Origin of the sequence: Corallococcus llansteffanensis (assembly GCF_003612055.1) — a bacterium.
Classification (GTDB): Bacteria; Myxococcota; Myxococcia; order Myxococcales; family Myxococcaceae; genus Corallococcus; species Corallococcus llansteffanensis.
Map to the genome: position 1 here is coordinate 1 of NZ_RAWB01000011.1, position 12,252 is coordinate 12,252.

General features: G+C 72.3%; 9 protein-coding genes. 5 read left to right on the forward strand and 4 right to left on the reverse strand.

The features are described 5' to 3' along the window. Positions 1-28: 28 nt before the first annotated feature. On the reverse strand, positions 29-1,360 hold the full coding sequence (locus D7V93_RS01890) for a bifunctional glycosyltransferase/class I SAM-dependent methyltransferase (RefSeq protein WP_120641700.1): 1,332 nt from the start codon (positions 1,358-1,360) through the stop codon (positions 29-31). A 219-nt stretch (positions 1,361-1,579) separates the two neighbouring features. Here D7V93_RS01890 and D7V93_RS01895 point away from each other — a divergent pair, with 219 nt between their 5' ends. From D7V93_RS01895 to D7V93_RS01915, 5 genes are read left to right on the forward strand one after another with little or no spacing between them, the layout of a single operon-like run. Continuing rightward, the gene (locus D7V93_RS01895; protein ID WP_120641701.1) at positions 1,580-3,772 is read left to right on the forward strand and encodes a GumC family protein; all 2,193 of its coding nucleotides are present in this window, start codon (positions 1,580-1,582) and stop codon (positions 3,770-3,772) included. Then, entirely contained in the window at positions 3,769-5,022 is a 1,254-nt protein-coding gene (locus D7V93_RS01900) for a glycosyltransferase (protein ID WP_120641702.1), read from the forward strand. The genes D7V93_RS01895 and D7V93_RS01900 overlap by 4 nt, the downstream gene beginning before the upstream one ends. 10 nt (positions 5,023-5,032) lie before the next feature. Continuing rightward, positions 5,033-6,157, forward strand: coding sequence for a glycosyltransferase family 4 protein (locus D7V93_RS01905; protein WP_120641703.1), 1,125 nt, complete (start codon positions 5,033-5,035; stop codon positions 6,155-6,157). Then, positions 6,154-7,602 (forward strand): O-antigen ligase family protein, encoded by a 1,449-nt coding sequence (locus D7V93_RS01910; RefSeq protein ID WP_120641704.1) that lies wholly within the window; start codon positions 6,154-6,156, stop codon positions 7,600-7,602. The genes D7V93_RS01905 and D7V93_RS01910 overlap by 4 nt, the downstream gene beginning before the upstream one ends. Next, positions 7,574-8,707 (forward strand): glycosyltransferase family 4 protein, encoded by a 1,134-nt coding sequence (locus D7V93_RS01915; protein WP_244237057.1) that lies wholly within the window; start codon positions 7,574-7,576, stop codon positions 8,705-8,707. The genes D7V93_RS01910 and D7V93_RS01915 overlap by 29 nt, the downstream gene beginning before the upstream one ends. Before the next feature lie 3 nt (positions 8,708-8,710). Here D7V93_RS01915 and D7V93_RS01920 read toward each other — a convergent pair whose 3' ends face one another. The 3 genes from D7V93_RS01920 to D7V93_RS01930 are packed head-to-tail and all read right to left on the reverse strand — an operon-like array spanning position 8,711 to position 12,240. Beyond that, entirely contained in the window at positions 8,711-9,859 is a 1,149-nt protein-coding gene (locus tag D7V93_RS01920) for a glycosyltransferase family 4 protein (protein ID WP_120641705.1), read from the reverse strand. Then, positions 9,856-11,100: a glycosyltransferase family 4 protein gene (locus tag D7V93_RS01925; protein WP_120641706.1), complete on the reverse strand. Its 1,245-nt coding sequence runs from the start codon at positions 11,098-11,100 to the stop codon at positions 9,856-9,858. Before D7V93_RS01925 ends, D7V93_RS01920 begins: the two co-directional genes overlap by 4 nt. A 15-nt stretch (positions 11,101-11,115) precedes the next feature. Next, positions 11,116-12,240 (reverse strand): glycosyltransferase, encoded by a 1,125-nt coding sequence (locus D7V93_RS01930; RefSeq protein ID WP_120641707.1) that lies wholly within the window; start codon positions 12,238-12,240, stop codon positions 11,116-11,118. Positions 12,241-12,252: the final 12 nt, after the last annotated feature.

Here is a 12,252-nt window from a genome sequence, read left to right on the forward strand (position 1 = left end):
GGGTTGGGGCGCGGCGCTCAAGGGGGCGTCAGACGGCGCGGGCGACGGCGAACAGGCTCATGCCCACGGGCAGCTTCACCTGCTGCTCGGCGCGGGCGAACAGGGGCGCCAGCGTGTCGTAGAGCTTGAGCTGGAGCTTGGGCACCGCGCGGCGGCGCAGCAGGCGGCTGTTGACGAACCAGCCGGGCAGGCCCACCAGGTTCATCCACTCCAGCGTGTCCACGCGGAAGCCGTTCTCCTCCAGCACCGCGCGCAGCGACTCCTGGGTGTAGCGGCGGTAGTGGCCCACCGCCTCGTCGATGGCGCCGAAGAGCTGCGGCAGCGCCGGCACGAGGATGAGCACGCGGCCGTCCACCTGGAGGATCTGCCGGAAGCGGCGCACCGCGGACGCGTCGTCCGGGATGTGCTCGAGCACGTTGGACAGCACGATGGTGTCCAGGTTCTCCGCCTTGAGCGACTCCCAGTCCGCGAGCGCCACGTCGGACAGGTAGGGGCGCACGTGGGGCTTGCCGCGGAAGAGGTTCTTCAGGCGGTCCACGTAGAAGCGCTCCACCTCCAGCGCGACGAGCATCTCCGCGCCGGCCTCCAGCTCGCGGGTGATGGTGCCGATGCCGGCGCCAATCTCCAGCACGCGGCGGCCCATGTGCTCGCGGAAGCGGCGGCCCAGCCACTGGTTGTAGTGGGTGGCGCCGTCCATGCGCTCCAGGGTGGAGTAGCCCTCGTGCTGGTTGTCCGCGTCGTCGCGCACGGTGGCGTAGCGCACCAGCGTGCGCAGGCGGGCCAGGTGCGCGGACGCCGGGCGGCGCGGCACGGCCTGCAAGGGCGGCAGGGACACCTCCGTGAGGCGGAAGAGCTGCGCGGCCATCTTCACCACGAGCTCCGCGTCCACCGCGTCGTCGTCGCTGGTGAGCTGGATGGAGCGCAGCGCGTCCGTGCGGAAGGCGCGCAGGCCGGTGAGCGGATCCACCAGCGCCACGTCGGTGACGAAGCGGGTGATGCCGCCCAGGGCGCGCTCGGCCATCATCTCCGCCGAGTTGCCGGGGCGGCGGCCGAAGACGCCGTCGGCGGTGTCGTCGCGCAGGGGCTGCACCAGCGCGTCGTAGCTGTCCGGCGAGTAGGCGGCGTCGGGATCCTGGAGGACCGTCATGCCGCCCGTGACGTGGGGGAGCGCGGCGCGGATGGCCGCTCCCTTGCCGCCCAGGGCGGAGAGGACGTGAACGTTGGGGCCGGGGGTGACGTCCACCGGACCTTCACCCGCGAGGACGACCTGGGCCTGGCCGGCCAGGGCATGGGCGAACCGCGCGGCAGCGGCGGCGGTCGCCGGGGTGTAGGGGAGGACCACGGAGAGAGCTGGAACCATGGCGCCGCTGACTACCACAGGCGCTTTCGGGGTGCGCGTTCGTGGACCGGAACGGATGGACGAGGGGCATCCAGGCGGCGTCGGTGCAATGGACAACCCGGCCGGGTCGTTGCACGCTCCGCCTGTTGTTCCCCCAGTGCGATGTGGGTGCAGGTCGGGGTCCGGAGGTATCGGGCCGGTGCGACCGCCCGCGACAGCCCCCTTCTGGAGAGACGCGACGTGGAAGGAACGGTGTTGGACCCGGCCGGAGGAGCTCCCGGCGCGACGTCCGCGAGCATGATGCACCGGGCGCGGGGGTTGTGGCGCAGGCGCTGGGTGATGTTGGGGGTGACCCTGGCGGTCACCGCGCTCACGGCCGCGTGGACCTTGCGGCAGCCGCGCATCTACGCGGCCAGCACGTCGCTCATCATCGACGTCACCGCCCCCCGCATCCTCGACGGCGACGTGAAGGAGGTCATGGGGGAGGAGCGCAGCAACTACTGGTTCAACAAGGAGTACACCGGCACGCAGAGCGAGGTCATCACGTCGCGCGCGGTGTCGAGCCGTGTGGTGGACCGGCTGGGGCTGGCCAACGATCCGGGCTTCCTGGGCCTGCCGGCGAACCAGGACGAGAAGGCGCGCGTGCAGGCGCTCCAGGGCGCGGACGCGGTGGGGCTCTTGCGCACGCGCATCCAGGTGATGCCCGGCAAGGACTCGCGGGTGATGAACATCGGGGTGGAGGACGTGGACCCCGAGCGCGCGGCGCTGCTCGCCAACGAGGTGGCTGCCGCGTACATGGCGGAGAACCAGGCGCTCAAGATGCGCGTCACGGAAGAGGCGCGCACGTGGTTGGAGGTCCGCCGGGACGAGCTGGGCCGTGAGGCGAAGGCCGGCGAGCTGGCCGTCTATGACCTGAAGAAGGACGCGGACATGCTGTCCACGTCGCTGGAGTCGCGGCTCTCCATCGTCAGCGAGCGCATCAACTCCTACAACCTGAAGCTCACCGACGTGCGCACGCGCATCGCGGCGCAGCAGGCGCGCGTGGACGCCATCCACCAGCTGCGCAAGGCCGCCGGCGACGACGAGACGTGGGCGGAAGCCGTGCCGGGCGCCAAGGATGGCCCCATCCAGGACATGAAGATGCGCTACGGCGAGCAGAAGGTCGCGTGCGCGGAGCTGTCGGAGCGCTACCTGCCGGAGCACCCGAAGCTCTTGGAGTGCAACCGCAAGCTGGCCGTGGTGCGCGAGGACCTGCTCAAGAGCCTGGGCAACGTGGTGCGCGCGGCGGAGTTGCAGCTCCTGGAGGTGAAGGGCGAGGAGAGGAACCTCAACAAGCTCCTGGACGAGACCAAGGCCGAGGCCTTCCTCGTGAACAAGAAGGCCATCGAGTACGGGCAGCTCCAGCGCGAGTCGGACGACAACCAGCGGCGGTACGAGGACGTGCTCAAGCGGCTCAAGGACGTGGAGCTGTCGAGCCTGCTGCGCACGAGCAACGTGCGCGTGCTGGACGCGGCGCGGCCGGTGATGGTGCCGGTGCGGCCGCACACGCGGCGCAACCTCATGGTGGGCTGGGTGATGGGCCTGCTCCTGGGGTTGGGCGTGGCGCTGATGCTGGAGCTGCTGGAGAACACCGTCGGGTCGCAGGCGGACGTGGAGGACGTGCTGGGGCTGGCGTTCCTGGGTGTGGTGCCGCGCATGGAGGCGGGCAAGGAGCCGGGCGAGCGCGACCTGTACGTGCACCGCTCGCCGCGCTCGGCGGTGGCGGAGTGCTGCCGCGCGGTGCGCACGAATCTTTTGTTCATGTCGCCGGACGACCCCTTCAAGACGCTGGTGGTGACGTCCAGCGGGCCGCAGGAGGGCAAGTCCACCACGTGCATCAACCTGGGCGTGGCCATGGCCCAGAGCGGCAACCGCGTGCTGCTGCTGGACACGGACATGCGCAGGCCCCGGCTGCACCGCGCGTTCGGCGTGCCCAACGACTTCGGCATCAGCTCGCTGGTGGTGGGCGAGGGCTCGCTGGACAAGGCGGTGAAGAGCACGGAGGTGCCCAACCTCTTCGTGCTGCCGTGTGGTCCGCTGCCGCCGAACCCGGCGGAGCTCCTGCACACGCGCGCCTTCAAGGAGCTGCTGCGGGCGGCGGCGGAGAAGTTCGACCGCGTCATCCTGGACAGCCCGCCGCTCAATGCCGTCGTGGACGCGGCGGTGCTGGCCACGCAGGCGGACGGCGTGGTGATGGTGCTCAAGGCGGGCAAGACGGACCGCGGGGCCGCGCGTCGCGCGCTGCGCTCGCTGGCGGACGTGCAGGCGCGCATGTTCGGCGCCATCCTCAACGACGTGGACCTGCGCCAGCCGCGCTACGGCGACACGTACCTGGGCTACCAGGGCTACGGCCCGACCCAGGACGAGCCGAAGGGCGGGGTGGCGCGGTCGTGACGGGCGCGGGCCTGCGGGTGCTGCACCTGGGGAAGTTCTACCCTCCGGCCTCCGGCGGCATGGAGGCGCACGTGCGGACGCTGGCGCAGGCCCAGGCCGCGCTGGGCGCGCAGGTGGAGGTGCTGTGCGCGAACCACTCCGTGGACGGCACCGGCACGAGCCACGAGTTCCACGGGCGCAGCCCCACCCGTGAGGAGTGGGACGGCCCGGTGCGCGTCGTGCGCCTGGGGCGGCTTGCCTCTGTTGCGCGCATGGACGTGATGCCGGCGCTGCCGCTGGCCCTGCGTCGCGCGCTGGCGCGGGGCGTGGACGTGCTGCACCTGCACGTGCCCAACCCCTCCATGGTGCTGGCGCTGGACGCCGTGCCGCGCCTGCCCGCGGTGGTGGTGACGCACCAGAGCGACATCATCCGGCAGCGGGTCGCGGGCGCGCTCTTCCGTCCCTTTGAATGGCTGCTGTACACGCGCGCGGCGCGGCTGCTGGCCACGAGCGACGCGTACGTGCGCGGCTCGTCGCTGCTCTCCACGTTCAAGTCGAAGGTGCGGGTGCTGCCGCTGGGCATCGAGCTGGAGTCGTACCTGCGCCCGCTGTCCGAGGCGCCGCTCGAGGCGCGCGAGGCGCAGGCGCGGTGGACGGCGGAGGCGGCGGGGGGCCCGCTGTGGCTGATGGTGGGCCGGCTCGTCTACTACAAGGGCCTGTTCACGGCGCTGGAGGCGCTGGTGCACGCGCCAGGAAGGCTCGTCGTCGTGGGCGAGGGGCCGCTGGCCGCGGAGGGGCGTGAGCGGGCCCGGGCGCTGGGCATCGAGGACCGCGTGACGTGGGCGGGCTACCTGTCGCCGGAGGCGCTCGCGGGCGCGTACCGGGCCGCCACCGCGCTGTGGTTCCCGAGCAACGCGCGCAGCGAGGCGTATGGCCTGTCGCAGGTGGAGGCGCTGGCGAGCGGGCTGCCCGTGCTCAACACCGCCGTTCCGGACTCGGGCGTGGCGTGGGTGAGCCTGCACGAGCGCACCGGCCTCACGGTGCCGGTGGGCGATGCACGGGCGCTGGCGGCGGCGGCGCGCCGGCTGGTGGAGGAGCCCGGGCTGCGGGAGCGGCTGTCGCGAGGGGCGAAGGAGCGCGCGCGGGCGGAGTTCGCCCATGACGTGATGGCGGCGCGCAGCCTGGACCTGTACTCGGAGGCGCTGGGACGGAGTCCTCTGGTGGAGGCCCGGCCTCCGGTGTCCGTCCGGCACGTCGCGGGCGGGGGCTGAGGTCCGGCCCATGCGCGTGCTGCACGTATCCAGCGGCAACCTGTACGGGGGCATCGAGACGTTCCTGCGCACGCTGGCGCTCGCACGGGCGCAGCGGGGCGAAGGGCCGGAGCACGCGTTCGCGCTGTGCTTCGAGGGGCGCATCGCGGAGGAGCTGCGCGCGGCGGGCGCTCCCCTGCACCTGCTGGGGCCCGCGAAGGTCAGTCGTCCGTGGCTGGTGTGGGAGGCGCGCCGCGCGCTGATGGCGCTGCTGGAGCGTGAGGCGTTCTCGGCGGTGGTGTGTCACGCGGCGTGGCCGCAGGCCCTCTTCGGGCCGGTGGCGCGCACGGCCGGGGTGCCGCTCGTCTTCTTCCAGCACGACGCGCTCACGGGCGCGCACTGGGTGGAGCGCTGGGCGCGCGTCACCGTGCCGGAGCTGGCGCTGTGCAACAGCCGCTACACGGCGGGCACGCTGGCCCGGGTGTATCCGAGCACGCCGTGGCGCGTGCTTCATCCTCCCGTGCAGGAGGGCGGCGCCGGGCTCACGGCCTCCGAGCGCGCTTTGCTCCGAGGGGAACTGGGCGCGAGCGCGGAGGACGTCGTCATCGTCCACGCCAGCCGCATGCAGGAGTGGAAGGGACAGCGGTTGCTGCTGGAGGCGCTGGGCCGGCTGCGGCAGGTGCCGCGCTGGAAGGCGTGGCTCGTGGGCGGCGCGCAGCGTCCGGAGGAGGTCGCCTACGAGGACAGCTTGAAGGCCCAGGTCGCGGGGCTGGGGCTCTCTGGTCAGGTGCGCTTCCTGAGACAGCGCTCGGACGTGCCGCGCCTGCTGCGCGCGGCGGAGGTGCACTGTCAGCCCAACACCGGGCCGGAGCCCTTCGGCCTGGCGTTCGTGGAGGCGCTGTACGCGGGGCTTCCCGTGGTGACCACCGCGTTGGGCGGGCCGCTGGAGATCGTCGATGCGTCGTGCGGCGTGCTCGTGCCGCCGAAGCCGGAGGCGCTGGCCTCGGCGCTGCGCGGGCTCATCGAGGATGAAGCGGCGCGGCGGAAGCTGGGACGTGGCGGCCCCGCGCGGGCGAAGGCGCTGAGCGCGCCGTCCGTGTTCCTGACCGCGCTGGAGGATGCGGTGCGCTCCGTGGTCCGGGAGCCCCTGTCATGAAGGAGGCCCGCTCCGAACGTCCGCGACTGCGGGGACCCGGCGTGCTGCACCAGCGGTATGTGCGCCGTGCGGTGGTCGCTGCTGTTCCGCCCGCGCCTGCTGAAGTGGAGAAGCCGGTCGGGTTCCTCGGCTCGGGCCGCGTGGTGGTGGCCTTCATCGCGATGCTGTTCGTCTGTCAGCTCGCGCTGCTGGTGGAGGCGCTGTCCCCGTTGCGGGTCGTGTTCCGCATCCTGGCGTTCGGCATGAGCCTCGCGTTGTTGGTGCTGGTGAAGGGTCGTCGCCTCAAGCACCCGGCGATGCCCTTCCTCGTGGCGTCGGCGGTGCTCACAGCGTTCAACTTCTTCCATCCCGGCACCAACAGCCCGATGGCGGCGGCTGCGCAGCTCGGCATCCAGGTGTCCGTGTTCGCGCCCGTCTTCTGGGCCAGCCGCCTGCGCATCGACGAGAAGATGTTCGGGCGCATCGTCCTGCTGCTCTTCCTGTTCAACATGGCGAGCGCCGCGCTGGGCATCCTGCAGGTGACCTTCCCGGGCCGGTTCCAGCCCGCGCTGTCGACCATGGTCGAGAGCCAGGGTGAGGGCTACGTGCGCAGCCTCCAGTTCGAGACGGCGAGCGGCGAGCGCGTGTTCCGCCCCATGGGCCTGACGGACATTCCCGGCGGCGCCTCCACGGGCGCCTTCTACGTGGTGCTGCTCGGAGGCGCGTTCCTGTTGAGCCGTCAGGGCGCGCTCAAGAAGGTCCTGGGCGCGGCGGGAATCGGCGTGGGCTTGATCTGCCTCTACCTGGGGCAGGTCCGCGTCGCGGCGGTGACGCTGCTGGTGTGCATGGCGGCCATGGCACTGGTGCTCGTCGTGAGCGGCCGGTGGGTGCGCCTCGTGGCGCTGGCCGCGGTCGTGGGCGGGTTCGCCGTGGTGGCCTTCGGCTGGGCGGTCGCCGTGGGCGGCGACGCGGTGCTCACGCGCTGGAACACGCTCCTGTCCGACGACCCTTCGCAGGTGTACCAGAGCAACCGGGGCCGCTTCCTCGACAGCACCTTCGAGGAGGTCCTGCCGGAGTTCCCGCTGGGCGCGGGCCTGGGCCGCTACGGCATGGCCAACGCCTACTTCGGCGACAACAGCGACCGTGAGAACCCGCCCCTCTGGGCGGAGATCCAATGGACGGCGTGGGCCTATGACGGGGGATGGCTGGGGCTCGTCTGCTATCCGCTCGCGCTGCTGGTGACCCTGGGGTGGAGCTTTCAGATGGCCCGCCGCCGGGACGAGGTGAGGAGCGAGCTCTGGCTGTGGGGCAGCCTGCTCTTCGCGTACGACCTGGGCGCGCTGGCGCAGACCTTCAGCTACCAGTTCTTCATGAGCCAGATGGGCATGGAGTTCTGGCTGCTCAACGCGGCCTTCTTCAGCGCGTACTGGAACCGGAATGCGGCCGTACACCCTCATCACCGGTGACTTCGTCTCCACGGGAGGCATGGACCGCGCGAACCTCGCGCTGGCGGACTGGCTCGCGCGTCGGGGCGGGCCCGTGCGGCTCGTGGCGTACCGGGTGGAGGACTCGCTCCTGCGCTATCCCAACGTGCGCTTCATCCGCGTGCCCAAGCCCGCCAATGCGTACCTGCTGGGCGAGCCGCTGCTCGCTGCCGTGGGGCGCTTCTGGGCCGCCCGCACGCTGGCGGAAGGCGGGCAGGTGGTGGCGAACGGTGGCAACTGCCAGGTGCCCGCCGCCAATTGGGTCCACTACGTCCACGGCGCGCACACGCCCGAGCCGGTCGGTGGACCGCTGCGCCAGTGGAAGGGCCGCCTGAGCCACCGCGTGTACCTTCGCCGCGAGCAACGCGCGCTGCGCCGCGCGCGGATCATCATCGCCAACTCGGAGCGCACGCGGCAGGACCTGCTGGCGGCCACGGGCGTGGAGCCTTCCCGGGTCCAGGTCGTGTACCTGGGGAGCGACCCCTCGCGTTTCCCGCCCACGTCCCCCTCGCTCCGGAGCGAGGCGCGGGCGTCGCTGGGCTGGCCGCAGGACCGGCGCGTGGCGCTGTTCGTGGGCGCGCTGGGGGACCGGCGCAAGGGCTTCGACACGCTCTTCGAGGCGTGGGCGCGGCTGTGCGTCCGCGAGGACTGGGACGTGGACCTGCGGGTGGTGGGCACGGGCGCGCAGCGAGAGGAGTGGGAGCGCGCGGCGCGGGGCCGGGGACTCGGGGAGCGGATCCGGTTCCTCGGATTCCGTGACGATGTCCCTCGCCTGCTGGCCGCCGCCGACCTGCTGGTGTCGCCCACGCGCTACGAGGCCTACGGCCTGGGCGTGCACGAGGCGCTGTGTGTGGGAATCCCCGCGCTCGTGAGCCGCACGGCGGGCGTGGCCGAGCGTTATCCGTCCACGCTCCAGGGCCTGCTGCTGGAGGATCCGGAGGACGTGGGAGCGCTGGTGCGACGCCTGGAGGAGTGGCGGGCCCGGGGCCCGGACCTCGCGCCCGCCGTGGCCGCGCTGTCGTCGGAGCTGCGCGCCTGGACGTGGGACGCGATGGCGGCGGAGCTGGTGGCGCGGCTGGAGGCGTAGGCGTCAGGCGCCGCGCTGGAGCACTTCGTCGAAGAAGTCCAGATGCGCCCGCGCCACCACCGGCCAGGCGAAGCGGGACACCGCGCGCTCCCGGCCTCGCACCGCCCAGGATTGGCGCGCGGCAGGGCTCTCCAGCAGGTCCGCGAGCGCCGCGGTCCAGGCGCTGACGTCCGCTTCCGGAAGGACTTGCCCGCCGTCGCCCACGGTGTGGGGCACCTCTCCGGAGTCACTGGCGAGCACGGGCACTCCGCACGCGAGCCCCTCCGTGAGCATCCGACCGAACTGCTCCTTCCAGAAGGACGTCGTCTGGCTGGGCGCGCAGAGCACGTCCATGGCGTTGAGCGCGCGAGGGACCTCCGCGTGCGACACGCCGGTGACGACCCGCACGCGGTCCGCATGGCGCGAGGCCCAGGCGCGCAGCTCCGCTTCCAGCGGGCCCCCGCCGACGAAGAGGGCGCGCCAGGGCGTGCGCAGTCCGTCGAGCGCGTTCATCAAGAGGCGCAGGCCCTTCTCCGGAACGAAGCGCCCCAGGTAGCCCACCACTGGAGGCCCTTCCTCCGTCCAGCCCACGCGCTCGCGGAAGGCCCTGCCCGCGGACGGATCCGGTCGGAAGTGCTCCACGTCCACGCCCACGGGGATGAAGCGCGAGGGCCGCTGCGCATAGCCCGTCCGGGCCTGGAGCGTGTCATGCACCGTCTGTCCCCAGGCCACCCAGCCCGCGGCGCGGCGCACGACGAAACGCTCGGCCTGGGCGAAGGGCGGGGGATAGCGCTTGGCCAGGTTCTGGAACGTGCAGAAGACGAGCGGCACGTGGCGCGGCGTCAGCAGGGCCACCTCCAGGCCGGAGAACACGTAGGGCTCCTCCCACGCATGCACCAGCTCCGCGCCCGACAGCCGTGCGCGCAGCTCGGGCCCGTAGACGAAGCCGTGCAGGGAGCGGCTGAAGAAGGTGCGCACGCCCTCGATGTGCGCGGGCTCGTCGGGTTCGCGCTGGAGCACGAGCGGGCCCAGGTCTCCGTGGAAGGAGCGTGGCGCCACGGCGGTGACGTCCCAGCGGCCCGCGCCCACGCGTGTCATCTCATTGGCCAGCCGGCGGTTGAGGGTGACGACGTAGGAGTGGGAGACGGTGACGAGCTTCCGGGGCCGGATCATGAAGGCCCTTGTGACACATGCGCGGGGACAAGCTGGCGATACACCGCGAGGATGTTCCGCGCGTAGCGCTCGCGGGAGAAACAGCGCACGGCGGTGTGGCGGGCCGCGCGGGCCAGGGTCGTTCGCAGGGCCTCGTCCTCCAGCAGCCGCCGCAGGGCCGCCGCGAGCGTGTTCGGATCTCCAGGGGTGATGGTCAGGGCATCCTCGCCGTCCAGGAGCGCTTCGGCCGCGCCGCTGTCCTTCGCGATGACAGCGGCCCGGCCGCAGGCGAGCGCCTCCGCGATGGTGAGGCCGAAGGGCTCGCGGCGGGTGCTCGCATGGACGAAGACATCCAGCGCCCGGTAGATGCCCGCGGGTTCGGACTGGAAGGGCACCAGCCCCACGCGGCCCGTGAGGCCATGGCGCTCCACCTGCTCGCGCAGCTCCGTGGCCGTGAACTGCGAATCCGCCGTGCGGTAGAGGGGCGCGCCCACCAGATAGAAGCGCACGGGCAGGCTCGGCACCTGCCGGGTCAGCAGTGCCGCGGCCTCCAGGAAGACGTCGTGCCCCTTCCAGCGCGCATACGTGGCCACGAGCCCCACGCGCAGCGTGCCCGAAGGCGCGGGTGACAAACCGGCGAGCGCATCCAGGTGCGCACCGTCACCGGGACCCGGGGAGAACCGCTCCACGTCCACGCCGTTGGGCACGACATGCACGGGCACGTTGCCCAGCACCGTGCGTGCGTCGTCGCCCACGGCCCGCGAGTTCGCGATGGCGGCGGACACCAGCGGACGCAGCCCCGCGAGGGCGTGACGCACGAGCGGACGCTCGCCGAGGAAGTCATGCACGTGCCACACGCGCGGAATCGCGAGGCCGGCGGTGGCCGCGCTCAACAGGTGCGTCTTGATGCCATTGGAGTGCAGCAGGTCGGGCGCCACGTCCCGCACCGCGCGCCGCAGGGCGACGCCATGGCGGGCGAGCAGGAGGGGCGTGGGGGCGACGTCCCGCGCGAAGCGCCACGCTCCGGCCAGTCCCTGGTTCCGCAGGCCGCTGTCACCGAGCGCCGACAGTCGCTCCGGGAGCGGAAGCGCCAGGGCCCCCACGCCCAGGTCCCGGGCCAGCTCCACGAGCGGTCCGTCCGTGCCGGTGATCAGGTGCAACGACAGCATTGGATCCAACGTGCGCAGACACGCGAGCAGATCCACGAGTGCGCGCTCGGCTCCGCCCAGGATGCCCACGGGATTCAGGAAGACGATGCGCACGCGCGAACGATGGAATCAGACCCGTCCGGGAGGGTCAAGGTGATGCAGGTACGCGTCCAGCACGGTGCGCGCGTGCGCGCTCCAGGTGAAGCGTGCGGCCCGGGCGCGTCGTGTCTCTGGCGACGGCACGGGCCCCCGTCCCGCGAGCAGCGCGTCCACCGCATCCGCCCACGCCGCCACGTCTCCCACGGGGCAGTACGTACAGGCGTCGGCGCCCACTTCGCGCAGGACGGGCAGGTCGCTGGCCACCACCGGGATGCCACACGCCAGCGCTTCGATGACGGGCAGTCCGAAGCCCTCCGCCTCGCTGGGCACCAGCACCGCGCTCGCGCGCCTGTACAGGCCCGCGAGCGTGGCCCGCTCCTGTCGGGGCGGCCGCAGCAACGCGTCCTTCAAGCCGAGCCGCGCCACCTGCGCCCGCTGGGCCGCGTCCAGGTCGCCGCCCTGTTGCACCAGCATCAGGTCCGGGTGCCGCGCTCGCAGCGCCGCGAAGGTTTCGAAGAGCACGTCCAGGCGCTTGCGGCGGATGGCGCTGCCCACGTGCAGCAGGTACGGCCGTCCGTGAAGCGGCGCGAGCACGGCGTCACTGGCATCTCCGGGGACGGGGCCGGACCGGTACTCCGGCGACACGCCATAGGGTGCCCACACCAGCCGTTCGGGAGGCACCACGCCGTGCGTGAGCAGTTCCTCCCGCACCTGCCGCGTGCTGTGGAAGACGAGGGCCGCGCGCTCCAGTCCCTTGAGCGTGGCGCGCGCCATCCAGCGGAACCACGACGGCCTCGGTTCACGGTGGGGTTCCAGGACGCAGCGGAACGCATCCAGGTCGTGGCAGTAGACGCCAGTGCGGTCCGCCGGCAGCGTGTGGACGAGCTGCGCGTAGGTGTGATCCACGACGTGGAAGGCCTCGTGGTCCCAGCGCTCCCGCAGCAGGCGCGCCGGATAGAGGCCGAAGCGGGTGAGCAGCCGGTCCGCGTTGAAGGCCGCCTTGCGGCTTCCCAGCCGGGGCAGGCCGCGCACGGCGCGCGGAATCGGAGGCCTCACGCGTGTGACGGAAACCTCGGAAGGAAGCGCTTCCAGGCCCTCCACGAGCGCCTCGCCCACCAGGTCCATGCTGGGCCAGCCCTCCTCGCGCGGATCCATCAGGACCTTCAA